This is a genomic window from Streptomyces sp. NPDC102283, from assembly GCF_044766265.1.
Classification (GTDB): Bacteria; Actinomycetota; Actinomycetes; order Streptomycetales; family Streptomycetaceae; genus Streptomyces.
In genome coordinates this window covers 295414-318286 of sequence record NZ_JBIWLQ010000008.1, presented here as the reverse complement: position 1 = coordinate 318286, position 22873 = coordinate 295414, and the positions used below count along the sequence as shown (strand labels likewise).

The following is a 22873-nucleotide window of genomic DNA, read 5'->3' as shown; positions in this document are numbered from 1 at the left end:
TCCGCCCGCGTTCTGCGAGTAGTCGCAGGACGTCGGGTGCGGTGACGATCTGTGTGGTCACGGCTGTGCGCTGAGCCAGTCGGAGGCGTCGGCAAGCTCCTCGGCGGCCCACGGTTCGCCCAGAGCGAGGGTCCTGAGCAGGCACCATTCGAGGAGTCGGGTGGTGAGGAAGTCGTGCTGGTCGATCACCCTGGACATGGCCTGGGCCCATGCCGTGAATGCCGGGTCGGTGAGAAGTTCGGTGGCCCGGCGGTCCATGTGTCGGCTCACCGCGCTGGCGGCCATGGTGGTGTCCTCGTCGCGCAGAACAGCAGCCAGCAGGTCGGCTTCGTCCGCCCCGGCGACGGTCTGCAAGGCCTGCGTGTAGTGGGTGAATCGCCGGTGCTCGGCGGGCTCGTCGCTTTGGTGCCGGCTGTTCATGCTGCCTTGCCTTCCGGCCGTTCCATGAGGTGGCCGTTCTCGAAGCGGGCGCCGGCCCGGACGAGGGCGACGAGGTGGAGTGCGGTGACCGCACGCCGGCGGCCGTGGGCGGATTCCACGAGCTGGAAGACCATCGCGAGGGCGGCGGCCGGGCTGCCGGCACCACGGGTGACCTTGGTCCGAAGCTTCACCGTGCCGAACGTCGACTCGATCGGATTCGTCGTGCGCAGATGCACCCAATGTTCGGCGGGGAAGTCGTAGAACGCCAGCAGTTCGTCGACCTCGCCGGTGATCTTCTTGGTGGCCTTGGGCCACTTCGCGCCGTACGCCTTCTCGAACGCGGTGACCGCCTTCCCCCGCGTGCGCGCGGTCCTCGGCGTTGCCGATCTCCCGCAGGGCCGCCCGTGCTCCGGGCTGCGCGGACTTCGGCAGCGCGTTCATGGCGTTCCGCGTCTCGTGAACCCACCACCTCTGGTGCCTGGCCTGCGGAAACACCTCCGCCCGGGCCCGCCACCGTCGCATCGCGCCGTCACCGACGACGAGTATCGGATCCGTCATCGGCTATGTACTGATCCACCTCCGCCTCCAAGGTCGGCGGCCAGCATCCGCCGGGCACCCTCCCGGACGATCTCGTCGATCAGGAAATGGCCTCGGTGGTGCCGTCCTCGTTGACTGCGCTGAGCATGGGCGCGCCGTCCCAACGGACGGTGCAACGTCGGTCCACTCGGTGACCTCTCGATCGCTCGGGAAGGTACGCCCTTTCACGTTCCAACCCGAGGCCGATCCACCGGTCCTGAGCATTGCTCCACTTCTTCATCAATCTTTTGAGCCGCACTCCGGCCCATCCGGCGCGGTCGTGCAGCGCGGACCGCCGCTGACGCTCCACCAGACTCCGCCGGCCGCGAGGTGTGAGCCACCGGGAGGCGAGGGGCCTTCCCGACGATCCCCTCCGCGGGCCCGGTGACGTAGCAGCGCCGAGAACCCTCAGTACAGCAGGTCCAGCTCCGCCCGGAGCGTCTTGCCCGGGTTGCGGTCGAGAACGGCCCAGCGGTCGGCCAGCGCGTCCACGATCAGCAGTCCGCGCCCGCTGTCGGAGCCGTCCTGCGGCGCGGAGATCTCGCCGGGTCCGGGCGGTCGGCACTCGCCCCGGGTGTCGGACACCTCGATCCGCAGGAGGCCGGGCGTCTCCGGGTCGCCGGGCAGGTGCGACAGGCGCAGTTCGAAGTCGCGGTCGGGTACGCGGCCGTGGGTCGCGGCGTTGGCCGTCAGCTCGCCGATGATCAGGGCCGCCGACTCCCAGGCGTCACTGAGGTACGGGATGCCCCAGGTGTGCAGCTTGTGGAGCCCGACGCGGCGGGCGAGCCGGGCACCGCGTGGATCCGCGTCGAAATGACGCTTGAACACATTTACGGTTACGGGGGGTTGGGTTGCCGTAGGCGCTTCCATGCCCCCAGGTTCCTGGCCTCACCCCCTTTCCACCAGGTCACCGACCCGTACGCTGAGTCAGCGTACGGGTGCGAAGGGTAGACGGTACGGGTCACGTTCCGTGAGCATGGACGGGTCGCGGACCAGGACAGGCGCACGGGGAGGTAGCCGTACATGACGCACGGCACGCACGACACGGACGGCATCGACAGCACCACGTACGGGACTATCGGCAACGGCGGCACACGCACCGGCGGCGAACCCGAGCCGCAGTACATCCTCAAGATGTTCGGAGAGGTGGTCAAGACCTTCCGCAAGCGGGCTCGGCTGACACAGGAGCAGTTCGCGCCACTCGTCGGGTACTCACCCGAGACCGTCGCCTCCATCGAGCAGGGCCGCCGGCTCCCGCCTCCGGACTTCGCGGAGCGCGCGGACAGTCTGCTCGACGCGTTCGGCGTGATTCTAGCGGCGGCAAAGCATCTGACGCACCGGAAGGGGCTGGCGAGCTGGTTCCGGCAGTGGGCGGAGCTGGAGCTGTCGGCGCTGAGTCTGTACACGTACGAGTGCCGGTTGATTCCGGGACTGTTGCAGACGGCCGCGTACGCGCGGACCTTGTTCACCGACCAGTTGCCGCCGCTCGCCGACGAGCAGATCGAGGCCCAGCTCGCGGCTCGGCTGGATCGTCAGCAACTGCTGCGCGAGCGACCGAACACCTCTTTCGGCTTCATCCTCGAAGAGCACCTTTTCCTCAGGGATTTGGGCGGCGACGAGGTCACCAGAGAGCTGCTCGACCACATCCTCGACCTGTCCGAGCTGCGCAACGTCAACATCCAGATCATGCCGCTGGTACGGCATCACCATGCTGGGCTGGACGGGCCGATGCAGTTGCTGGAGACGCAGGATCACCAGTGGTTTGGCTACCTGGAAGGGCAGAGGTACGGCCAGTTCGTCTCCGACCCCGGAGTGATCAGCGCGCTTCAGATGCGGTGTGCCAATATGCGTTCACCGGCTCTCTCGTTGGACGACTCCCAGAGCCTGATGCGGCGGATGCGAGGAGCGAGATGAGCACCACCCCCCTGGCCTGGTTCAAGAGCAGCTACAGCGGCGGCGACGGCGACTCCTGCGTGGAGGTCGCGCTGGAGTGGCACAAGTCGAGCTACAGCAGCGGATCCTCGGGCGACTGTGTCGAGGTCGCCACCTGCCCCTCCACCGTCCACGTCCGCGACTCCAAGCTCGACGAGAGCCCGCAGCTCGCCCTCGCCCCGGCCCCCTGGGCGCACTTCCTCGCGTACGCCGTCCGGGGCTGAGCCCCGGACGGCTCGTGGAGGGCGCGGCGGTCACGCGCCGTCCCGACCGCCCGTGGGCGTCGGCGGGGGCGGGCGCTGTGCGCGGCACCGCCCCCGATCGGCGTCTCGTCGGCGCCCGGACGTCAACGCCAGGGCGCTGCCTTGGCGTGGAAGGTCAGGCCCGGCCACGCCTCGACCGGTGTGGGTGAGTACACGATCCGCCCCGGGCACAAGCCCCGCTCGGCGAGCCCCTGGACGATCTTCGGGATCGCCGCGAGGGTCGTCGGCAGACCGTCGTGCATCAGGATGATGCCGCCCGGCTTCACGGTGAGCGCGTTCGCCACGATCGTCTCGGTGGGGATACCGCTCCAGTCGACGGTGTCGGCCGTCCAGATCACCTCCGTCATCCCCAGGCGGGCCGCGTCCCGCCGGGTCCGTGCGTCGGTGCTCCCGAAGGGTGGCCGGAACAGCGTGGGCGTACGCCCCGTCTGGGTCCGGACGACGCGGCTGGTGTCGCGGAGTTCGGCGAACGCGGTGGCCGCGTCGAGCTGTACGAGATCGGGGTGGGTGTAGGAGTGGTTCCCGACCTGATGGCCCTCGGCGACGATCCGCCGTGTCCCGGCCCGCTGCCCGTCGGCCAGTGTGCCGGTCACGAAGAACGTCGCCCTGACCCGTCCGGACTCCCGCAGCGCCTTCAGGTACTCGGTCGTGCGGTCCGTCGGGCCGTCGTCGAAGGTCAGGGCCACGTAACCCCCGGAACAACGGCTCCCTGAGTCTGCTGCCTGCGCGGACGCCTGCGGTAACGCGAGCGACGCCATCAGCATCGCAACAGCCGCGCTGAACCCTATGCGCGTTCTGTATCGCCTGCTCATACGGGGATCCTCTCCAGGGATGGACCGGTGAACCAGCGAGGCACCGGAGCCGCACGAAGCAGCGGCTCACTCACCCATATCCGCCCTGGGTATGGCTGCGGCCGGACGTCACACACATGACGCAGGACAGTCCTGTCCCACGGAAGAACGCGGCAAACGCGGAAAGCCGTGTGCGGGCCCCGGAAGAAACCGGCGGGCGCCGTCAGTCCAGGTTCAGCTCGGCGAGGAACGCCTCGGGGGTCACCGCGTAACCCATGGGGTTGATGACGGTGACGGGGCGGCCGTCGAAGACCACGGTGGGCGTGCCGGTGACCCCACTGGTCTCGAAGGCCGCCGAGACACGGCGGGCCCAGGGGAGGTAGAAGCCCTCGGTCACCTTGCGGTCGAAGTCGGGACCGCGCAGTCCGTCGACCTCCTCGGCCAGGCGCAGCAGGACAGCGGTGTCGGCGAAGGCGTCGTCGTCCTCGGCGGGTTGGGCGGCGAAGAGGTTACGAGGGAGCTGCTCGGCCACATCCTCCGTCTGTCCGAGCTGCGCAATGTGGAGGTCCAGATCATGCCTTTGGTACGGCACCACCACATGGCCATCGACGGGCCCATGCAACTGCTGGAGACGCCGAAGCACCAGTGGTTCGGCTATGTGGAAAGGCAGGAGCACGGGCCGTTCGTCTCCGACCTCAAAATGATCAGCGAACTCCAGATGCGGTGTGCCAGTATGCGTTCACAGGCTCTCTCGTTGGACGACTCCCAAAGCCTGATGCGGCGGATGCGAGGAGCGAGATGAGCACCACACCCCTGGCCTGGTTCAAGAGCAGCTACAGCGGCGGCGACGGCGACTCCTGCGTCGAGGTCGCCTCCTGCCCCTCCACCGTCCACGTCCGCGACTCCAAGCTCGACGAGAGTCCGCAGCTCGCCCTCGCCCCGGCCCCCTGGGCGCACTTCCTCGCGTACGCCTCCCAGGGCTGAGCCGGCCCCTGAAGGGCCAGGCCGTGTATCGGACGTGAAGCGCGCGGCTAGGGTGCCCGCATGACGCTCAGCCACATAGCCCTCTCATCAGGCCGTTCCATCGAGCTCACCGAGCTGCGGATGTCTTCGACCTACGGAGGCTTCCTGGAGGGCTACCCGTGCAAGCTCCTCAATGACATGAAGGTCAGCAGCCTCCAGCAGCAGGCTGAACACGCGTTTCCGTCCACGCCGGTCCATCTGGTTCCGCCGGCTCGCGAGTACCCGGACGAGGCCCCCGGCGGCTTCGGTCCCGTCGAGGTGCTGCCTTCCGTCGCCTGCATCGGCTTCTTCCGCTCGACACCGGTCGCCCCCGAGCTGGACTCGGTGCTGCATCGTTCCACTCTCACGGTGGTCTGGTTCCAGAACGGCTTGAACGTCCCGTCGGGCGAGGACGCGGACCTCGCGCTTCGCGGCATTCGCTGGCAGGAGCTGGCCCAGGACGGCGAGGTCTAGCGCCGGATGCCGGTCATGGCCGGGACACCAGCTCCAGCATCGTCCGCGGCGGCAGCGAAGGATTGGCGGCTGCCGCTTCCGCCACCTCCGGGTCGGAGTCGGTGAGCAGGCCCACGATGACCGCTGGTGGGAGGGCGGGGTGACCGGCCGCCACGGGCCTCGCCCTTCCGTTCTCCAGGCAGGGGAGCAGCGCGGGAGCCGTCGCCCGGCGGTGCCGGGCGATCTCCCGGAGCGCCTTGTTCACCGGTGGTTCGTGCCGGGCCAGCTCGGCCAGAAGCTCCGCAGGCGCGTCCGGGTTGGCGGCGACCTTGGCGAGGACCCTGATGCCGTGCCGGCCGGCCATGGAGCGCAACTGCGCCGCGGAGAGACCCGGGTGCGGGGCGATGCACGTGAGCACCTTCGCGTCGGGGTCGGCTGCCAACGCGTCGCGTATCGCGGCCGGAAGGTCGCGCCGTCGGGCCACGAGCATCCGTACGGCCGGGTGGGGCGACCGGGCCAGTTCCGCGGTCTCGGTGGCGGACGCGGTGGCGATCCGCGGCAGCAGGGCTTCGCCGGTCTTCGTCGTGCCGGCCAGCTCCGTGAGCACGTCCAGCGGGACGCGGGGGTTGTGCGCTAGACCGCGGCGCACGTCGGAATCGCGGTCCTTGGCCAGTACGCGGATCAGGTCGTCGTCCAGCGCGGGGTTCGCGGCGAGGTCCTCGCGTACTCCGGGTACCGGGTCCTCGGAGAGCCGTCGGCACACTGCCGGTGGCAGGTCGGGGCGGGCCGCCAGGGACCGGCGCAGCTGCGTGGAGAAGTGTTCGGCGAAGCCGACGGCGACCTCGGTCGGCGTGGCCGGGTTCAGCAGGGCCGCCTGCCACAGCTGGTGGGTGACGGATTCGTGGGAGCCGTCGCACGCGGCGTCCGGGAGCAGCTCGCAGTCGGGCCTCGGGCACTGCCGGTCGTGCGTGAACGGAATCTCCTCGTGGTCGCAGACCAGGCAGTGGAGCGCGGGAGGCAGTCCTTCGCCGGTGATCAGCGCCGCGAGCGTCTCCGGAGGCGTCGCCTCGTTGGCCGCCACCGCACGCCGGACCTCGGCGTGGGGGTGCCCGGCGAGCCCGGCGGCCACTTCCGGAGGAGCCCACTCGGCCAGCTCCGCGACCACACGGACCTCCGGGTCCGCGGCGAGCCGCTCCACCACATCGGGCGGGAGGCCGGGGCAGGCGGCCAGCTTCTCCCTTCGCCCGGCGTCCGCATCCGATGCGAAGAGCCGTGCCCATTCCGGGCGGCCGGCGCCTTCGTCGAGCAGGGCGAGTGCGGCCATCGGGTGCGTCGCGGGATCGATGTCGGCGGCGGTCAGGCGGCCCTCGTACGCGAGGCCGACCGCGCAGTCCCCCACGCGGGAGACCAGGGCTACCGCTTGGTCCCGGCTCAGATCCGCACGGCCGGCGAGGGCTTCGGCGAGGTCGGCGTCCGCGACCGCGATCAGCCGGTCGACCGCTGCGGACGGCAGTGACGGGTTGGCGGCAAGACCGCACAGGACATGGTTCACGGAGGCATCCTGCCGGTCTCCCGGCCGCAGGGCACGCGAATTCCGGGGCTCCGCAGGTCTGCCCGGCCGCCCGTCGCGGTGGCGGGGCCGCCCGTCGCGGTGGTGGAGCCCGGCGTCGACGGGTCAGGGCGTGACGATGGGGAAGTCGGGGTCGGGGGTGTCGAGCAGGCCGGTCAGGGTCGCGAAGACCTGCTGGTCGCCCTCGACGCCCACGCCGTCGAGCCCCTTGCCCGCGAGGATCCCGAGCAGTTGCGGTTTGGTCAGGGTCAAGGTGAGGTCGGCGGCCGGTGCCGGCCCCGCCGTCCCGGGGGCGGCACCGGTGCTGCGGTGGGTGAGGGCCCCGTTGGACAGCAGGAGGTGCCAGGCGCGGCCCTCGTCGGTGACGTTCCAGGTCATGGTGAGCTTCTCGTCCCACGCCCGGGGGCCGTCGACGCGGACGGCCAGCGAGTCGATGAGCATGTCGACGGTCAGGGCCATCGCCATCTCGGGGTTGGTCGTCACCAGCGAGGTGTGCGCGACGGTGCCGCGCAGTTCCTGGGCGCCCATCAGGTAGAAGTTGCGCCAGGTGGCGTTCTCCGCGCCGAAACCCAGCTTCTCGTACACCGACGCCAGCGCCTGCTTGGCGAGCGAGTCGCCGGGGGCGGCGAAGACCGCGTGTCCCAGCAGCGTCGCGGCGAACCGGAGGTCCCCCGAGGCCGCGTACTCCTCGCCCTTGGCGACCAGCGCCGGGACACCGCCGTAGTCGGCGGCGAACCGCTTGGCCTGCTCGACGGGCGGGTGCTCCCACAGGTGGGCCGGATTGCCGTCGAACCAGCCCATGTAGCGCTGGTAGACGGCCTTGGCGTTGTGGCTAACGGAACCGTAGTAGCCGCGGTTCGCCCAGCGGTTCGCGATCGCCGGCGGAAGCTCGATCCGCTCGGCGATCTCCGGTCCGGTCAGCCCCTGGTTGGTCATGCGCAGGGTCTGGTCATGGAGGTAGGCCCACATGTCGCGCTGGCCCGCCAGGTGGTCGACGATGCGGCCTCGGCCCCAGGTGGGCCAGTGGTGGGAGGCGAACGCGACCTCGGACTCTTCGCCGAACAGGGTGATCGCCTCGTCCAGGTAGTGCGCCCAGATGCGGGTGTCGCGGACCACCGCCCCGCGCAGGGTCAGGATGTTGTGCATGTTGTGTGTCGCGTTCTCCGCCATGCACAGGGCGCGCCGGTCGGGGAAGAAGAAGTTCATCTCCGAGGGCGCCTCGGTGTCCGGCGTCATCTGGAACACGATCCGCACTCCGTCGACGGTCTCCTCCTGGCCGGTGCGGGTGATGTCCAGCGTCGGCGGGACCAGGGTGATCGTGCCCGTGGACGTCGTCATGCCGAGCCCGGCGCCGATCTGCCCGGTGGGGCCCTTCTTCAGCTCGGCGCCGTACATGTAGACCGCGCGGCGGGTCATCGCGCCGCCCGCGTACACGTTCTCCGCCACGGCGTGCTCCAGGAACCCCGCGGGGGCGATCACCGGTACGGGGGCGTGGCCGTGCGGCAGAACCCCGCGGGAGCCGCCGAAGTGATCGCCGTGGGAGTGGGTGTAGATCAGTCCCGTGACCGGGCGGTCGCCGCGGTGCTCGCGGTAGAGCGCGAGGGCGGCGGCCGCGGTCTCCGCCGAGATCAGCGGGTCGATGACGATGACGCCGGTGTCGCCCTCGACCAGCGTCATGTTCGACAGGTCCAGGTTGCGGACCTGGTAGATGCCCGTCGTCACCTCGAACAGGCCCTGCTTGGCGCACAGCCTGCTCTGCCGCCACAGGCTCGGGTCCGCACTGGGCGGGCAGTCCTCGTCCAGGAACCCGTACGCCTCCCCGTCCCAGATCACCCGGCCGTCCTCCGTCCGGATCACCGCCGGGGAGAGAGCGGCGACGAAGCCCCGCTCGGCGTCGTCGAAGTCGGACGTGTCCGCGTAGTCGAGATCATTCGTGGAGAGCATGGAGCCCAGAAGACCCCATATCGACCGGACTCGCATCACATGTCCCGTGGTGCCCGCCCCGCGAACCGGATACCCGCCCGGTCCGTGCGCCGGTGCCGGGCGGGTAACGTAAAGAGGTACGGACTGATTGACTCATGGGCCTCCTGGCGGGCTGCGTGAACCCAGGAGGAGCAACATGACGACCAACCGCGGACGCAAGGACGTCATCCGCGACCGGATGGCCGCCACCGGCGAGTCGTACAACGTCGCCGCCCGCAACCTCAAGGCCATGAAGGACATGGGCGCGACCCGCGAGGCCGTCCTCGTGCAGCGCTGGAAGCCGGCCGACGGCTTCGACGTGCCGTGCCCGTGCGGCGGGACCTGCGAGCCGGGCGAGACCTGCGATCACTGCCACGCCCGCCACCGTCACATGAAGCGCTACCCGGGCTCCACCACCGAGGTCGAGACCTGGGCCGACCGCTACGAGTGCACCGGCTGCTCCTCCTCGTACACCCTGACCATCCACCTGGCCGGGCGGCCCTGGGGCGTCGCCGAGACCGTCGTCCGGGGCGGTTCGGCCGAGGAGGTCGTGCGGGCCCGGGTCTTCCCCGGCGTGATCCATCCGCTGCTGCGTTCGGAAGCGGCCGAGGCGGGCGGGAGCGGCGACGACGAGGAGTGATCGTCGGGGCCGCGCCGCTGTGGTGGAATCGGCCCCGTGACCGCTCAGGACATCGCCCGCAAGCTGCCGGGCATACCCACCCTTCGCGACCGCTGCCGCTCGATGGCGATGCTGGACGCGATCATGCAGCCGGACAAGCCGCATCTGCGCCGCCACGCGTTCGACGCGCACTGGTCCCCGGGCCGCGTGCTGGCCTCCATGGACAACGGGGGCGGGGACACCTACTCCATCGTCTTCTCCGCCGCGGGCGCGTACGTGATCGGCTTCGACCACACCTCCCCGCTGAACCCCTGCGCGAGCGACGACGAAGTGCCGTTCCCCGGAGTCCTGGACTCCGTTCCCGAGGTGTTCCGGTCCTGCGTTCAGGAGCCGTCGTTCCGCCTCGACGACATCTCGCTGGTGACCGCCTGCCTGTGGCGGGAGACCGGCGACACGGCCTGGCGCACGGGCGAGGTGGACCCGGCGCTCGGCGACGACGGGGCGGGCTGGCTGTTCGGGATGCCGGCCGGCGGGACGCCGGCGGCGTACGCCGACTGGGCCGCGTACTACTTCGACGCCCCGGTCGACCTCGACGCCGTACAGGACGTCTACGAGCTGCGGCCGCTCACGCCCGAGCTGGTCGGGGCCCTCAACCCGGCGGTGACCCCGGAGCGGCTCGCTGACGCCGTCGCGGGCATCGGGTATCCCCGGGCGGGACAGCGGACAGCACTGTGCCCCCGCCTCTTCCCTGCCTGCGCGAGGAGGGGCGGGGGCACACGTGAGCCGTCACGGCTCAGCTCTCGTCCGGCGCCAGGGTCAGCGAGATCGAGTTGATGCAGTAGCGCTGGTCCGTGGGGGTCTGGTAGCCCTCGCCCTCGAAGACGTGGCCCAGGTGCGAGCCGCAGCGGGAGCAGCGCACCTCGGTGCGGACCATCCCGTGGGCGCGGTCCTCGACCAGCTCGACCGCGTCGGTGTCCTTCGGGTCGTAGAAGGACGGCCAGCCGCAGTGCGACTCGAACTTGGTGTCGGAGCGGAACAGCTCCGCCCCGCAGGCCCGGCAGGAGTAGACGCCCGCCGTCCTGGTGTCGGTGTACTCACCCACGAAGGCGGGTTCGGTGCCGGCCTGGCGCAGCACCGCGTACTCGGCGGGGGTCAGCTCTTCCCGCCACTGCTCGTCCGGCTTCTCGACGTCGTACGACACGTCCCGCTCCTCAGCTCGACAGGGGGTCGCTCGATCCGGTCGCCACTCGGCTACCGGCCGCTCGACAGGTGGTCCAGGATGCGCGGGCCGAGGTCGGTGACATCGCCCGCTCCCATGGTGAGAACGAGATCGCCGGGCTTCGCCATTCCCGCGACGGCTGCGGGGACGTCGGCCTGGTCGTGGACGGCGGTGACCTCGGCGCCGGCCGCCTTCGCCGGGTCGATGATCAGGGCGCTGGTGATGCCCGGGACCGGGTCCTCGCGGGCCGGGTAGATGTCCAGGACGACGGAGGCGTCGGCGAGGGCGAGGGCCTGGCCCATCTCGGTGCCCAGCTCCTGTGTACGGGAGAACAGGTGCGGCTGGAAGACGACCAGGATGCGGGCGTCGGCGGCCGCGCCGCGCATGGCCTCCAGGTCGGCGGTCATCTCGGTGGGGTGGTGCGCGTACGAGTCGATGACCTGCACGCCCGCCGCCTCGCCCTTGAGCTGGAGGCGACGCTTGACCCCGGTGTAGCTGCCGAGCGCGGAGGCCAGGTTGTGCGCCGGGATGCCGAGGGCGACCCCGGCGGCGAGGGCTGCGACCGCGTTGTGGGCGTAGTGGCTGCCGGGCACCGAGACGGTGAAGGTCAGGAACTTGCCGTTGAGCAGGACCGTGACCTCGCTGGTCAGGCCGCGCGGGGTGACCTTGTGGACGGTCACGTCGGCGTTCTCGGCGGAGCCGTAGGTGACGACCTTGAGGTCGGAGAGGTCGCGGACCCGGCGGGTCAGCTCGATGGCGCCGGGCTGGTCGGCGGAGACGACCAGGGTGCCGCCGGGGACGACCTTGCCGACGAACGTCTCGAAGGAGTCGTAGATCTCGTCCATCGAGGCGTAGTTCGCGTGGTGGTCCAGCTCGACGTTGAGGACGATCGCGACCTCGGGGTCGTACTTCTGGAAGCTGCGGTCGCTCTCGTCCGCCTCGGCGACGAAGATGTCCCCCTCGCCGTGCGTGGCGTTGGTGCCGGGGCCCTCCAGGTCGCCGCCGATGGCGTACGAGGGGGCCAGGCTCAGCGAGGAGAGGGCGACGGCCAGCATCGACGTCGTGGTCGTCTTGCCGTGGGTCCCGGCGACCGCGATGGCGCGCAGGCCGTTCATCAGGGAGGCCAGCGCGTCCGAGCGGTGCACCACGGGGACCGCCAGCTCGTTCGCCCGGAGCAGCTCCGGGTTGTCGGCGCGGATGGCGCTGGAGACGACCACGCAGGACGCGTCGTCGGCCAGGTGGCCCGGCGCGTGTCCGATGTGCACGGTCGCCCCCAGCGCCCGCAGGGACTCGGCGGTGGCGGGCTCCTTCGCGTCGCTGCCCGCCACCTTCGCCCCGCGCTGGGCGAGGATCTTCGCGATGCCCGACATTCCGGCGCCGCCGATGCCGATGAAGTGGGGTCGTTCCATGGCGGCGGGAATGCCGGGTGCCATCTGTGCTCCTGCGTGGTCGCTACGGTTCGGACGGCGGCCGGGGGCCGACCCGGACCGCGGGGTCAGCCTATTCGCTGTGCGCGAAGAGCTTGAGCACCGGGACGCCGACCTTGTGCCGGGCGCGGGAGGCCCAGTCGCGGTGGAAGAACTCCTCCACGTAGTGCGGGGCGGTCAGGACGATGACCTCGTCCGCGCCTGCCTCCTCGACGACGGTCGTCAGTTTGTCCAGGGGGTGATTTTCGATCACCTGTCCGATCGCTTCGGAGCCCGCGTCGCGCAGGGCCCGGAGGGAGTACTCCAGGCCGATCTGCGCGGTCTCGCGGGCCTCGTCGCCCTGCGGCTCCTCGCCCTCGCGGACCGCTTCCTTCAGCTCCCCCATCGCCACGTCGTCGATCGCGCGCAGCAGGACATCGGCCTGGTCACCGCGCGGCTGCAACAGAACGACGAACGAGATCCGCTCCTCGCCGTGGAGGGTGGTGACGAAGTCCACGTCCTCGGGAGTGAGCGGCTTCTCGATCATCAAAACGCTTGTGAACACGACAGGCGCCCTTCCGCTTCTTCGTCTCGTCGACCGCCGGCTCGACCGTCGACGGTCGTTTGCTGAAACCATCCTTCCCCGCGCCTCCACGGGGACTGCAGGGGTAAGTGTGCCCAGCCGGAGCTAAGCGGAACGGTAAATTCCGCTATCTGTCGGTCCGACGGTACCGAGTGAAGAGGAACCCGGCCTCTTCCAGCAGTGATGCCAGGAAAAAACGTTCCGGCACGGTGACCCCGGGACCCCCCGCGATCCGCTGCGCGTCCCCGGCGGTCAGCATCGGGGACACCGTCAGGCACAGCTCGTCCAGCACACCGGCCGCCACGAACTGTCCGAGCAGCCGGGGCCCGCCCTCGGTGAGCTGCCGCCTCAGCCCCCGGTCGGCCAGCTCGCGCACGGCACGGGCCGGGTCCACCCGGGCGCCCTCGCCCGCGATCACCACCTCGGCGCCCGCCTTCCGGGCCGCCGCGACCCGGTCGGCCGAGGCCCCGGACCCGGTCAGCACGAGCGTCGGAACGAGCGGCTCGGTGAACAGCGGCAGCGAGAAGTCCAGGTCCATCGAGCCGGTCACCACCGCGACGGCGGGCGCGGGGCCCTGTCCGGCGGCGGCCCGCCGCGCGGCGAACGCCTCCCGGGCACGGGCCGGACGGTACCCCTCCAGCCGTACGGTCTCCGCCCCGGCGATCACCACGTCGGCCAGGCCCCGCAGGGTGCCGAAGATCCGCATGTCCGCCGCGCAGGAGATGGGCTGCGAGCGGCCGTCGTGCTGGGCGGCCCCGTCGAGGGTGGACACCATGTTGGCGCGCAGCCAGGGGGTTGCGGACCCTTCGGGCGGGCGGTCGGAGGGGTAGGCGTAGGCGTCCGCCAACTCGTCGAGGCTCCACTCGCGGTCGATGAGCGGCCCGGACGGGTCCTCCGCTCCCGAGGCGCTTTTTGTCAGGTCCGTCACAGGGAACAGGCTTCGCATGGGTTGCAGTCTGGCATGAGCCTTAGGGTGGAGAGTTGTGTCGTCATCCACCGCGTTTCCGGGGCAGAGCCCCCTTGCCGAAACGGCCCCACTGTCCCTGTGCGCCCGTGAGCCGCACGTTCCCGCAGACCGTCTGGTCGCCGAGATGGTGCCTCCGCCGCGCTTCGACTCGGTGCGCTTCGACACGTACGTCCCCGACCCGAACCAGCCCAGCCAGAGCGAGGCGGTCACCGTCCTGGCGGGCTTCGCCGCCGGGCTCGGCGGGGCGCACGCGACGGGGTCCGGGCGGCGCAAGTGGTTCAGCAGGAAGCCGGCCGCACCGGCCGGGCCGCGCGGCGTGTATCTCGACGGCGGCTACGGCGTCGGCAAGACCCACCTGCTGGCCTCCCTCTGGCACGCCACGCCCGCCGAGCCGTCGCTGAAGGCGTTCGGCACGTTCGTGGAGCTGACGAACCTCGTGGGCGCGCTGGGCTTCCAGCAGACCGTGCGGACCCTCAGCGGGCACCGGCTGCTGTGCATCGACGAGTTCGAGCTCGACGACCCGGGCGACACCGTGCTGGTGTCCTCGCTGCTCAGCCGGCTCGTGGAGGCCGGGGTGGCGCTCGCCGCCACCTCGAACACGCTGCCGGGCAAGCTCGGCGAGGGCCGGTTCGCCGCCGCCGACTTCCTGCGCGAGATCCAGGGCCTGTCCGCGCGCTTCCGCCCGCTGCGCATCGACGGCGAGGACTACCGCCACCGCGGTCTGCCCGAGGCGCCGCCGCCGTACGACGACGAGCAGGTCACCCGGGCCGCGTACGCCACCGCGGGCGCGTCCCTCGACGACTTCCCCGGGCTGCTGGACCACCTGGCCCGGGTCCACCCGAGCCGGTACGGCGCGCTGACCGACGACATCGCGGCGGTCTGCCTGACCGGGGTGAGCGCGGTGCCCGACCAGTCGACCGCGCTGCGCCTGGTGGTGCTGGCCGACCGGCTGTACGACCGGGAGGTCCCGGTGCTCGCCTCGGGGCTGCCGTTCGACCAGCTGTTCAGCGACGAGATGTTGAACGGCGGGTACCGGAAGAAGTACTTCCGGGCGATCTCCCGGCTGACAGCGCTGGCGCGTGACGCGAAGGGGCTGGTGGCGCAGTAGGTTCGGGGGCGTAACGCAACGGGACGCCGCACTCTGTGGGGCGCCCCGACTTATCCCGTACCACCGCGCACACCGTTCGAAGGGATTCAGCATGGCTACCACGCGTCAGGCGCACACGAACTGGGAAGGCAACCTGATCGAGGGCAAGGGGGTCGTCACCTTCGACTCCTCCGGCATCGGCGACTACCCCGTCTCCTGGCCCGCACGTTCGGAGCAGGCGAACGGGAAGACGAGCCCCGAGGAGCTCATCGCCGCCGCCCACTCCAGCTGCTTCTCGATGGCCCTCTCCCACGGCCTCGCCGGGGCCGGCACCCCGTCGACCCGTCTGGAGACCAAGGCCGAGGTGACCTTCCAGCCCGGTACCGGCATCACCGGCATCCACCTCACCGTCGTGGGCGAGGTGCCCGGTCTCGACGAGGACGCCTTCCTGAAGGCCGCCGAGGACGCCAAGGCGAACTGCCCGGTCAGCCAGGCGCTCACGGGCACGACGATCACCCTGACGGCCTCGCTCGCCTGACCTTCCGCGGACGGCTGCTCCCATCGGGGCCGCCACAGCGGCAACACGGGGCGCGGGGGTAGGCATGGTTCCCCCGCGCCTCTGTGCGTGCTACACACGTGCGGGTCACTTCACCTGTCCGCCAACAGGGAGTCACCTCATGTCATCCGCACCCCGCTCCACCGCGACACGACGCCAGGTCCTGGCAGGCAGCGGCGCAGCCGCCGCGATCGCCTTCACGGGAGCCTTCTCCGAACTCTTCGCGGGCACGGCCGCCGCACGCGGCCACGACGGCTACGGCCCTCTCGTCCCCGACCCCGACGGGCTGCTCGACCTGCCGAAGGGATTCCGCTACCGGGTGCTGTCCCGGGAGGGCGAACCGCTGCGCTCCGGCGAGGGGCCGGTGCCCGGCAACCACGACGGGATGGCCGCACTGCCCGGCCGCAACGGCCGGGTCCACCTCGTCCGCAACCACGAGAACCGGCACAGCGCCAAGATCGGCGTACCGACCGTCGACGGGCTGACCTACGACCCGGCGGCCAAGGGCGGCTGCACGTCCCTGGAGCTGGACGGCCGCAACAAGGTCCTCGGCGAGCGCGTCGCCATCGCCGGTACGGCGGTGAACTGCGCGGGCGGGCCCACCCCCTGGCGCACCTGGCTGACCTGCGAGGAGAACGAGGACAAGGCCGGGACCAACGGGTACACCAAGGACCACGGCTTTATCTTCGAGGTGGACGGCGCCGATCCGCGCCGCACCGGGGCCGTCCCGCTGACCGCGATGGGCCGCTTCCAGCACGAGGCGATCGCCGTCGACCCGAAGTCCGGGATCGTGTACGAGACGGAGGACGCGTTCGACAAGCCGTTCGGGCTCTTCTACCGCTTCCTGCCCGAGAAGCCGCTCGGCGGCACCGGTTCGCTCCGGGCGGGCGGGGCGCTGGAGGCGATGCGGGTCCCGGGCGTGCCCGACCTCTCCGCCGTCCGGGAGACCGGTACGAGCTTCGACCGGATCGAGTGGGTCCCCGTACCGGATCCGCTGGCGGCCCGGACCCCGATCCGCTTCCAGGACTTCGGCCCGAAGGGCGTCACGCACGCCCAGAAACTGGAGGGCTGTTACTGGGGCGGCTCGTCCGTCTACTTCGTCTCCAGCTTCGCCCGCAGCGACGAGGGTTCGGCGGCCGACCACTACGGCCAGGTCTGGCGCTACGAGCCGAAGAAGCGGCGGCTCACCCTGGTCGTGATCTTCGGCCCGGACACCGACATCCAACTGCCCGGCGAGTCGCCCGACAACATCTGCCTGGCGGGTGACGGCGGGCTGATGGTCTGTGAGGACGGCGGCGGCGCGCAGCACGTGCTCGGGGTGACCCGGCGCGGCGAGGTGTACACCATGGCGCGCGGGCGGCAGAACATCGGGACGCCCGAGGAGCCGGAGTGGGGGGAGTTCGCGGGGGTCGCCTTCTCCCCGGACGGTTCGACGATGTTCGTGAACTGCTACACGCCGGGGACGACGTTCGCGGTGACGGGGCCGTGGTGCTGAGGTAGCCGGGGTGGGACTCCGGACGTGACCGGGGCGGGACTCCGGAGCCGGCCGGCCGGGGCGGCACTCCGCCGGACACCGGAACGCCACCGTCCGATATAACCCGATTATCAGACATTTTCCGTTATTTTCCGTGGGTGATCACTGCTGCGCGGAAGACGCGGAAGATGCGGAAGACGACGACTCTGACGATCGCGGGGGTACTGACCGGCGCCGCCCTGGCCGGGTGCGGGGGCCCCGCCCCCGCACCCGCTCCCCCTCCCACCCCAGCGGGCTCCGTTCCGGCATCCGCTCCGGACTCCGCGGCACCGAAGAAGCCGCCCACGATGGCCCCCGGTCCGGCGGGCCGCACCCCGGTCTTCGAGCGGAGGCCGACGGGCGGGGGCGCGGCCGGCCGCGCGGCGGACAAGGTCGTGGCGCTGACGTTCGACGCCGACATGACGGCCGATCAGGGCCGCCGGGCGGCCTCCGGCGAGCGCTTCGACAATCCGGAGCTGGTCGCGCTGCTGCGCCGGCTGAAAGTTCCCTCCACCGTCTTCATGACCGGGCGCTGGGCCGAGGAGTACCCGGCGCAGGCGAAGGCCATCGGCACGGACCCGCTGTTCGAGATCGCCAACCACTCCTACAGCCACCACGCCTTCAGCTCCCCCTGCTACGGCCTGCCGGTGGTCGGGAAGGACACGATGGCCCGCGAGGTGGAGCGTGCCTTCACCGCGTTCCGGAAGGCGGGTGCGCGGAACGTGGTGCCGTACTTCCGTTTCCCCGGCGGCTGTTACGACGACACCGCGCTGCGCGCGCTGGCCCCGGCGAACGTGACGGCCGTGCAGTGGGACGTGGTCAGCGGCGACGCCTTCGCCACGGACGCGGACGCGGTGGCCGAGCAGGTGCTGGACGGGGTGCGGCCGGGCTCCCTCGTGGTGATGCACTGCACCCGCAGCGCGGCCCCGGCCACCGAGGCGGCCGTACGCCGGATCGTGCCGGAACTGCGCGCACGCGGCTACCGCTTCGTGAAGGTGTCGGAGTTGATGGAGGACAGGCCCTGAGCGTCGGCCGAGCAGCGTCGGCACAGCGGCACAGCGGCACAGCGGCACAGCGGCACAGCGGCACAGGCAGGGAAATCCAGGTGCGCCTGCCCCCACCGGCCCCATACGTTGGGTGAACAGGACATTCCCTTCCGAGGAGCCGACCGCTTGCAGGCCGCAGTAACCGTCACCCCCACGCAGATCCCGGACCTCCTTCTGGGCCTCGCCACCGTCCGTCCGGTGTTCCTCTGGGGCGCCCCCGGCATCGGGAAGTCCTCTCTGGTGAGGAAGTTCGCCGAATCCCTGGGACTGGAGTGCGTCAGCCTGCTGGGCACACAGCTCGCCCCCGAGGACCTGATCGGCGTGCCGCAGATCCGCGACGGCCGCTCCGTGTTCTGCCCGCCGGAGGCCATCGCCCGCGACGAGCCGTACTGCCTCTTCCTGGACGAGCTGAACGCCGCGACCCCGGACGTGCAGAAGGCCTTCTACTCACTCATCCTCGACCGCCGGATCGGCAGCTACGAGCTTCCGGAGGGCTCGATCGTGATCGGCGCCGGCAACCGCGCCACCGACAACGCCCTGGCACGCCCCATCGCCTCCGCGCTCGTCAACCGCCTCACCCACGTCCACCTGCGCGCCTCCGCCACCGACTGGCTGGTGTGGGCGGGCGAGAACGGCATCCACCCCTGGGTGGTGGACTACCTCGCCGACCGGCCCGACCACCTGTGGTCGCAGCCGCCCAAGACCGAGGAGCCGTTCTCCACGCCCCGCTCCTGGCACATGCTCTCCGACGCGCTGCACTCCTTCGGGCCGGCGCTGGACGAGGAGACGCTGAAGATCGTGGCCCACGGGACGCTGACCCCCTCCCACGCCGTCTCCTTCTGCGGGTACGCCAAGATCGTGCGGCACACCTACGGCATCGAGGCGATCATCAAGGGAGACGCCTCCTGGCCCCGCCGCACCGAGGACCGCGACCTGCTCTACTACCTCGCCGAAGCGTTCCGGGGACGGCTCGTCAAGGAGCTCCCGGTCCAGCGCGAGCACGCTTCGGCCGCCGTGCGCGAGACCTCGTACCGTGCGAAGTCGCTGCTCGTCCAGCTCGCCGAGATATCCGTCGAGGTCGCCCAGACCGTCATCGCCGAGGACGCCGACGGCAACCCGGTGCTGCCCGCCTGGTTCCTGGTGGAGGCCGCCCGCGACATGCCGCGGCTGGTCGAGGCCCGGCGTTGAGCCGGTCCCGCAAGCAGGGCGCGGACCGCCCCGACCCGGCCGCCGAGGCCTTCGCCGCCGGCGCCGAACTGGTGCGCCGCAACCCCGCGCTCGCAGCCGTCGACGCCGACTTCATCCGGGCCAAGGCCAATGCCGACGCCCCCGGCCAGGGCCTCGTCCGGGCGGACTCCAACGGGCGGGTGCACGTCCACCCCACCCGCCGGGCCGAACCGGGCGAGTGGGCCTGGGCGCTCGCCCACGCCCTCCTCCACCTCGGCTTCGGCCACCTCCCCGCCGCCAAGGAGCTCCGCGAGCAGCCCGACCGCTTCGCCCTCGCCGCCCGCTGCACCGTCGTCAACCGCTTCCTCGCCACCTTTCCCATCGGCACGGCCCCCGACCACCTCCCCGAGAGCTACCCCGACGGCGACGAGGATCAGCTCGCCGCCCGCTGGCGCAGGACCGGCGTCCCGGCCGTCTACGAGCGGTGCGGCACCGCGGACGGCGAGCCCGACCAGCTGCTGGTCCAGTGGCCGCGCTGGGACACCGCCCTGCCCGACCGCCAACTCGCCTTCGCGTACGCCCTGACCCGTACGGTCTCGGCCGCGATGGACGTCGCGGGAGGGCGACGCGACCGGCTCACCGGTGAACGCGTCGCCCAGCATCCCTGGGACCGCGCCCTCAACTGGTTCGTCTCGTCCTACCCGCTGCTCGGCGGCCTCGCGGCCGGACTGACCGTCGTCGCCGACGCCGAACTCGCCCGGGTGCACGCCATCTCCGTGGCCGCCGTGGACGCCGCCGCCGGCGAGATCTACATCAATCCCCTCAAGCGGTTCACGGACGAGGAGTGGCGGTTCGTCCTCGCCCACGAGATGCTGCACGCCGCACTGCGTCACGGCGGGCGCCGCGGCGCCCGCGACCACTACCTGTTCAACGTCGCCGCCGACTACGTCATCAACGGCTGGCTGGTCGAGATGGACGTCGGCGCGATGCCCGAAGGGCTGTTGTACGACCCCGAGTTGAAGGGGCTGTCGGCCGAGGAGGTGTACGACCGGCTCGCCACCGGGCTGCGGCGCGGCCGGCGCCTCGCGACCCTGCGCGGCAAGGGCGTCGGCGACATCCTGGGCGAACCCCTGCCCGGCCGCACCGGCGATCCGGTCGACCTCGACGCTTTCTACCGGCGCGCCCTCGTCCAGGGCCACCAGCTGCACACCGACCGACAGCGCGGCCTGCTGCCGGCCGGACTGATCCAGGAGATCCGCGCGCTCGCCCATCCGCCCGTCCCGTGGGACGCCCGACTGGCCCGCTGGTTCGACGAGTTCGTGCCCCGCCCCGAGCCGGTCCGCAGCTACTCCCGGCCCGCCCGGCGCCAGGCCTCGACCCCCGACATCCCGCGCGCGGGCCGCTCCTTCCCGCCCGAGGAGGTCGCCCGCTGCACCTTCGGCGTCGTCCTGGACACCTCGGGCTCGATGTCCGGCCCGCTGCTCGCCAAGGCGCTGGGCGCGATCGCCTCGTACGCCGAGGCCCGTGACGTGCCGGCCGCCCGCGTGGTGTTCTGCGACGCCGCCGCCTACGACGCCGGATACCTGGCACCGACGGAGATCGCCGGGCGGGTACGGGTGCGGGGGCGCGGCGGCACGATCCTGCAACCCGGTGTCGACCTGCTGCAACGGGCCGACGACTTCCCGCCGACGGCCCCGGTCCTGGTGATCACCGACGGCTGGTGCGACGTGCTTCGGGTCCGCCGCGAGCACGCCTACCTGATCCCGGAGGGCGCGGGGCTGCCGTTCACCCCGCGCGGACCGGTCTTCCGGGTGCGCTGAGCTGTTCCGGACGCGCTGAACGGCGGGGCCGGGCACGGGCGAGCAGCCGGACACGCCCTGGCTGTATCGGCCTAGCCGGAGCAGGCCGTGCGGCCCGCCTCCTGCCAGGCGCAGACCGGGCACAGCGTGGTGCCCTTCGTCGACTCCGGGTATTCGGTCGGCTCGCGGCACAGCACGCACTCGGCGTACGGAGGGCCTTCGGCCGCCCCGGCCGGCGGGGCCGGGGCGATCGGCCCCGGGGTCTCGCAGTACGTGTCATCCGTGTCCACACCCACGAGCCTACTCACCCCCGCCGGGCGGCGATCCGGCAGACGAGGAACGCCGCGGCAGCTGCGAGGACCGCCGCCCCGAGCAGGGGCAGGACGGGCGGTTGGACGGTCCCGGTCCGCGATCCCGTGACCAGGGCGGTGACGGCCGGGCGGGCCGGGGATCCGGCGGTCACGAGGGCGAGGAGCGACCCGAGCACGGCCGCCGCGACGGACCAGCCCCGGCGGAGCGGCACCGGACGGGTGCTCAACGCCCCCACCGCCGCGCCCAGCAGCACGCAGCACAGGGCGGCGAGCAGTCCGGCGAGCGCGGCGGCCGGGCGGGAGACGGCGCCCCCGTCGTCGGTGACCGGTTCGCTGATGAGCAGGACGACGACGGTGGTCACCACGGCGAGCGCCGCCGTACAGCCCGCGGCGGTGAGCAGCGCGGCCAGGTGGACCCGCCGGGGTCCCGCGGCGGCCGAGGCGACCGCCCGGGCGGCGGGCGGTTCCTGGGCGACGCAGAGGTGTACGGCCCACGCGGTGACGGGCAGCACGGCGGCGGCCGCGACGCCGAGCGAGCCCAGCACGGGCTGCCCGCTCCGCACGCCGACGGCGAGAACGGCCGCGTACAGCAGGAGGGGCGCCAGCCAGCGCTGGGAGCGGGCGAGCAGGGCGGCCTGGTAGCGGAGGAGGGCGGTCATGGCACCTCGGCCTCCTCTGCCTCTTGGGCCTCCTTTGCCTCTTGGGCCTCCTGGGCCTCCTGGGCCGGCGCGTGGCCTTCCGCCGGGGAGACCCGGCGGATGTGCCAGGGAGGACGGGCCGTGAGCAGGGCCGCCAGGAGTGCGTCGGAGTAGGGCGTGGGAACGCTGAGGCACACGACACCGGAGCCGGTCCCGCCGTCCGTGTCCGGGCCGTCCGTGTCCGGGCCGCCCCCGTCGAGACCGCCCGCACCCGCGCCGGTCCGGCTCCCCCGCTCCCGGACCGGGTCGCCCGGGAGACCGGCGGGCAGCGGTGCGCCGGGCGGGCCCTCGGCCTCGATCAGGACGCGGGGGCCGGGGTCGCGGCCCGTCGGCGTCGGGGCCGTCACCCGGTGGACCCCGCCGCCCCCGGTCCGCAGGACGAGGTCGGCGGCCCCGCCCAGGCGTCGCGGGTCGTGGTCGACGAAGACCACGGTGGCGCCCGCCGCGACGCGTTCCGCCACCGCGCGGTCCAGTTCCGCGCGGGCTGCGGTGTCGAGCCCGGTCCAGGCCTCGTCCAGGACCAGCAGGTCCGGTGCGGCGAGCAGCGCCTGGGCGACCGCGACCTTCTGGCTGGTGCCCTTGGAGAGTTCGGCCAGTGGGGTACGAGCGTGATCCGCCGCTCCGAACCGGGTCAGCCACTCCTCCGCGCGCCGCTTCGCCTCGGCGCTCCGCAGCCCGTGGATCCGGCCGAGGTGGACGAGATAGCCGGTGGCGGTCAGGGGCAGCGCCGCCGGAAAGCGCTCGGGGACGTACGCCGTACGGGTCCGGCGGCCGGTGATCCGGCCCTCGGCGGGAGCGTCGATCCCGGCGAGCAGCCGCAGCAGGGTCGACTTCCCGGCGCCGTTGGCCCCTTCGACCCGGACGAGCGTGCGCGCGGGCAGCGTGAGATCGACCCCACGCAGCACCCAGGCGCCGCGGAGTCCGTACCGGTGG

Annotated in this window: 25 protein-coding genes and 2 pseudogenes; 13 read left to right on the top strand and 14 right to left on the bottom strand. The window is 71.8% G+C overall.

Annotation, left to right across the window (positions count from 1 at the left end):
- Positions 1-57: 57 nt before the first annotated feature.
- The 3 genes and pseudogenes from ACIRJT_RS18665 to ACIRJT_RS18655 form a co-directional block, all read right to left on the bottom strand.
- On the bottom strand, positions 58-420 hold the full coding sequence (locus tag ACIRJT_RS18665) for a hypothetical protein (protein WP_403910495.1): 363 nt from the start codon (positions 418-420) through the stop codon (positions 58-60).
- A pseudogene (locus ACIRJT_RS18660) lies at positions 417-978 on the bottom strand (transposase); the annotation flags it as partial. The gene ACIRJT_RS18665 and the pseudogene ACIRJT_RS18660, both read right to left, overlap by 4 nt.
- 426 nt (positions 979-1404) lie before the next feature.
- Positions 1405-1866: an ATP-binding protein gene (locus ACIRJT_RS18655; RefSeq protein WP_403910493.1), complete on the bottom strand. Its 462-nt coding sequence runs from the start codon at positions 1864-1866 to the stop codon at positions 1405-1407.
- Between the two features lie 153 nt (positions 1867-2019).
- On the opposite strand from ACIRJT_RS18655, the gene ACIRJT_RS18650 reads away from it, so the two are divergent.
- Positions 2020-2910, top strand: coding sequence for a Scr1 family TA system antitoxin-like transcriptional regulator (locus tag ACIRJT_RS18650; protein WP_403910491.1), 891 nt, complete (start codon positions 2020-2022; stop codon positions 2908-2910).
- Positions 2907-3152 (top strand): DUF397 domain-containing protein, encoded by a 246-nt coding sequence (locus ACIRJT_RS18645; RefSeq protein WP_403910489.1) that lies wholly within the window; start codon positions 2907-2909, stop codon positions 3150-3152. The genes ACIRJT_RS18650 and ACIRJT_RS18645 overlap by 4 nt, the downstream gene beginning before the upstream one ends.
- A gap of 122 nt (positions 3153-3274) precedes the next feature.
- On the opposite strand, the gene ACIRJT_RS18640 is transcribed toward ACIRJT_RS18645, so the two are convergent.
- Both ACIRJT_RS18640 and ACIRJT_RS18635 read right to left on the bottom strand, forming a co-directional pair.
- Complete coding sequence (locus ACIRJT_RS18640; protein ID WP_403910487.1) at positions 3275-3877, bottom strand: polysaccharide deacetylase family protein; 603 nt, start codon at positions 3875-3877, stop codon at positions 3275-3277.
- Positions 3878-4205: 328 nt separating this feature from the next.
- Positions 4206-4514: a DsbA family protein gene (locus ACIRJT_RS18635; RefSeq protein ID WP_403910607.1), complete on the bottom strand. Its 309-nt coding sequence runs from the start codon at positions 4512-4514 to the stop codon at positions 4206-4208.
- On the opposite strand from ACIRJT_RS18635, the pseudogene ACIRJT_RS18630 reads away from it, so the two are divergent.
- The 3 genes and pseudogenes from ACIRJT_RS18630 to ACIRJT_RS18620 form a co-directional block, all read left to right on the top strand.
- Positions 4467-4784, top strand: a pseudogene (locus ACIRJT_RS18630) (Scr1 family TA system antitoxin-like transcriptional regulator); the annotation flags it as partial. The gene ACIRJT_RS18635 and the pseudogene ACIRJT_RS18630 sit on opposite strands and share 48 nt — an antisense overlap.
- The gene (locus tag ACIRJT_RS18625; RefSeq protein ID WP_403910485.1) at positions 4781-4966 is read left to right on the top strand and encodes a DUF397 domain-containing protein; all 186 of its coding nucleotides are present in this window, start codon (positions 4781-4783) and stop codon (positions 4964-4966) included. The pseudogene ACIRJT_RS18630 and the gene ACIRJT_RS18625, both read left to right, overlap by 4 nt.
- Positions 4967-5026: 60 nt before the next feature.
- Positions 5027-5458, top strand: coding sequence for a hypothetical protein (locus ACIRJT_RS18620; RefSeq protein ID WP_403910483.1), 432 nt, complete (start codon positions 5027-5029; stop codon positions 5456-5458).
- Between the two features lie 13 nt (positions 5459-5471).
- On the opposite strand, the gene ACIRJT_RS18615 is transcribed toward ACIRJT_RS18620, so the two are convergent.
- Positions 5472-6989, bottom strand: coding sequence for a hypothetical protein (locus ACIRJT_RS18615; protein WP_403910481.1), 1518 nt, complete (start codon positions 6987-6989; stop codon positions 5472-5474).
- Between the two features lie 123 nt (positions 6990-7112).
- The gene (locus tag ACIRJT_RS18610) at positions 7113-8951 is read right to left on the bottom strand and encodes an alkyl/aryl-sulfatase (protein WP_403910479.1); all 1839 of its coding nucleotides are present in this window, start codon (positions 8949-8951) and stop codon (positions 7113-7115) included.
- 175 nt (positions 8952-9126) lie between these two features.
- Between ACIRJT_RS18610 and ACIRJT_RS18605 the strand changes: the two genes are divergently transcribed.
- Positions 9127-9609, top strand: coding sequence for a hypothetical protein (locus tag ACIRJT_RS18605; protein ID WP_403910477.1), 483 nt, complete (start codon positions 9127-9129; stop codon positions 9607-9609).
- Positions 9610-9645: 36 nt separating this feature from the next.
- Entirely contained in the window at positions 9646-10422 is a 777-nt protein-coding gene (locus ACIRJT_RS18600) for a hypothetical protein (RefSeq protein ID WP_403910475.1), read from the top strand.
- On the opposite strand, the gene msrB is transcribed toward ACIRJT_RS18600, so the two are convergent.
- The 4 genes from msrB to ACIRJT_RS18580 form a co-directional block, all read right to left on the bottom strand.
- The gene (gene msrB / locus ACIRJT_RS18595) at positions 10382-10789 is read right to left on the bottom strand and encodes a peptide-methionine (R)-S-oxide reductase MsrB (RefSeq protein WP_403910473.1); all 408 of its coding nucleotides are present in this window, start codon (positions 10787-10789) and stop codon (positions 10382-10384) included. The two genes, ACIRJT_RS18600 and msrB, sit on opposite strands and share 41 nt — an antisense overlap.
- Positions 10790-10839: 50 nt before the next feature.
- Entirely contained in the window at positions 10840-12240 is a 1401-nt protein-coding gene (murC, locus tag ACIRJT_RS18590; protein WP_403910471.1) for a UDP-N-acetylmuramate--L-alanine ligase, read from the bottom strand.
- Positions 12241-12307: 67 nt separating this feature from the next.
- On the bottom strand, positions 12308-12760 hold the full coding sequence (locus ACIRJT_RS18585) for an indole-3-glycerol phosphate synthase (RefSeq protein WP_403910469.1): 453 nt from the start codon (positions 12758-12760) through the stop codon (positions 12308-12310).
- Between the two features lie 163 nt (positions 12761-12923).
- Positions 12924-13742: a pyrimidine reductase family protein gene (locus ACIRJT_RS18580; protein ID WP_403910467.1), complete on the bottom strand. Its 819-nt coding sequence runs from the start codon at positions 13740-13742 to the stop codon at positions 12924-12926.
- Between the two features lie 37 nt (positions 13743-13779).
- Here ACIRJT_RS18580 and zapE point away from each other — a divergent pair, with 37 nt between their 5' ends.
- The 6 genes from zapE (at position 13780) to ACIRJT_RS18550 (ending at position 20952) form a co-directional block, all read left to right on the top strand.
- Positions 13780-14871 carry a cell division protein ZapE gene (gene zapE, locus ACIRJT_RS18575; protein ID WP_403910465.1) on the top strand — a complete coding sequence of 364 codons (1092 nt, stop codon included), beginning with the start codon at positions 13780-13782 and terminating at the stop codon, positions 14869-14871.
- 91 nt (positions 14872-14962) lie between these two features.
- Positions 14963-15388, top strand: a complete 426-nt coding sequence (locus ACIRJT_RS18570) for an OsmC family protein (RefSeq protein WP_018956892.1) — start codon at positions 14963-14965, stop codon at positions 15386-15388.
- Between the two features lie 139 nt (positions 15389-15527).
- A complete protein-coding gene (locus ACIRJT_RS18565; protein ID WP_403910463.1) occupies positions 15528-16901 on the top strand; it encodes an alkaline phosphatase PhoX in 1374 nt (457 codons plus the stop codon).
- A 167-nt stretch (positions 16902-17068) separates the two neighbouring features.
- Positions 17069-17944, top strand: coding sequence for a polysaccharide deacetylase family protein (locus ACIRJT_RS18560; RefSeq protein ID WP_403910461.1), 876 nt, complete (start codon positions 17069-17071; stop codon positions 17942-17944).
- Between the two features lie 147 nt (positions 17945-18091).
- Positions 18092-19153, top strand: coding sequence for an ATP-binding protein (locus ACIRJT_RS18555; protein WP_403910459.1), 1062 nt, complete (start codon positions 18092-18094; stop codon positions 19151-19153).
- Positions 19150-20952 (top strand): hypothetical protein, encoded by a 1803-nt coding sequence (locus ACIRJT_RS18550; protein WP_403910457.1) that lies wholly within the window; start codon positions 19150-19152, stop codon positions 20950-20952. The genes ACIRJT_RS18555 and ACIRJT_RS18550 overlap by 4 nt, the downstream gene beginning before the upstream one ends.
- A 71-nt stretch (positions 20953-21023) precedes the next feature.
- Here the strand turns inward: ACIRJT_RS18550 and ACIRJT_RS18545 are convergent, their stop codons facing one another.
- From ACIRJT_RS18545 to ACIRJT_RS18535, 3 genes are read right to left on the bottom strand one after another with little or no spacing between them, the layout of a single operon-like run.
- A complete protein-coding gene (locus ACIRJT_RS18545) occupies positions 21024-21227 on the bottom strand; it encodes a hypothetical protein (RefSeq protein WP_403910455.1) in 204 nt (67 codons plus the stop codon).
- Positions 21228-21235: 8 nt separating this feature from the next.
- Positions 21236-21901: an ABC transporter gene (locus ACIRJT_RS18540; RefSeq protein ID WP_403910453.1), complete on the bottom strand. Its 666-nt coding sequence runs from the start codon at positions 21899-21901 to the stop codon at positions 21236-21238.
- Positions 21898-22845, bottom strand: coding sequence for an ATP-binding cassette domain-containing protein (locus ACIRJT_RS18535; RefSeq protein WP_403910593.1), 948 nt, complete (start codon positions 22843-22845; stop codon positions 21898-21900). The genes ACIRJT_RS18540 and ACIRJT_RS18535 overlap by 4 nt, the downstream gene beginning before the upstream one ends.
- Positions 22846-22873 lie beyond the last annotated feature (28 nt).

What these genes read in the sequence shown, in the direction of transcription:
- ACIRJT_RS18665 (WP_403910495.1), bottom strand. Translation starts at nt 420, where the DNA reads ATGAACAGCCGGCACCAAAGCGACGAGCCCGCCGAGCACCGGCGATTC.
- ACIRJT_RS18655 (WP_403910493.1), bottom strand. Translation starts at nt 1,866, where the DNA reads ATGGAAGCGCCTACGGCAACCCAACCCCCCGTAACCGTAAATGTGTTC.
- ACIRJT_RS18650 (WP_403910491.1), top strand. Translation starts at nt 2,020, where the DNA reads ATGACGCACGGCACGCACGACACGGACGGCATCGACAGCACCACGTAC.
- ACIRJT_RS18645 (WP_403910489.1), top strand. Translation starts at nt 2,907, where the DNA reads ATGAGCACCACCCCCCTGGCCTGGTTCAAGAGCAGCTACAGCGGCGGC.
- ACIRJT_RS18625 (WP_403910485.1), top strand. Translation starts at nt 4,781, where the DNA reads ATGAGCACCACACCCCTGGCCTGGTTCAAGAGCAGCTACAGCGGCGGC.
- ACIRJT_RS18620 (WP_403910483.1), top strand. Translation starts at nt 5,027, where the DNA reads ATGACGCTCAGCCACATAGCCCTCTCATCAGGCCGTTCCATCGAGCTC.
- ACIRJT_RS18610 (WP_403910479.1), bottom strand. Translation starts at nt 8,951, where the DNA reads ATGCTCTCCACGAATGATCTCGACTACGCGGACACGTCCGACTTCGAC.
- ACIRJT_RS18605 (WP_403910477.1), top strand. Translation starts at nt 9,127, where the DNA reads ATGACGACCAACCGCGGACGCAAGGACGTCATCCGCGACCGGATGGCC.
- murC (WP_403910471.1), bottom strand. Translation starts at nt 12,240, where the DNA reads ATGGCACCCGGCATTCCCGCCGCCATGGAACGACCCCACTTCATCGGC.
- ACIRJT_RS18585 (WP_403910469.1), bottom strand. Translation starts at nt 12,760, where the DNA reads ATGATCGAGAAGCCGCTCACTCCCGAGGACGTGGACTTCGTCACCACC.
- ACIRJT_RS18580 (WP_403910467.1), bottom strand. Translation starts at nt 13,742, where the DNA reads ATGCGAAGCCTGTTCCCTGTGACGGACCTGACAAAAAGCGCCTCGGGA.
- ACIRJT_RS18570 (WP_018956892.1), top strand. Translation starts at nt 14,963, where the DNA reads ATGGCTACCACGCGTCAGGCGCACACGAACTGGGAAGGCAACCTGATC.
- ACIRJT_RS18565 (WP_403910463.1), top strand. Translation starts at nt 15,528, where the DNA reads ATGTCATCCGCACCCCGCTCCACCGCGACACGACGCCAGGTCCTGGCA.
- ACIRJT_RS18560 (WP_403910461.1), top strand. Translation starts at nt 17,069, where the DNA reads ATGCGGAAGACGACGACTCTGACGATCGCGGGGGTACTGACCGGCGCC.
- ACIRJT_RS18540 (WP_403910453.1), bottom strand. Translation starts at nt 21,901, where the DNA reads ATGACCGCCCTCCTCCGCTACCAGGCCGCCCTGCTCGCCCGCTCCCAG.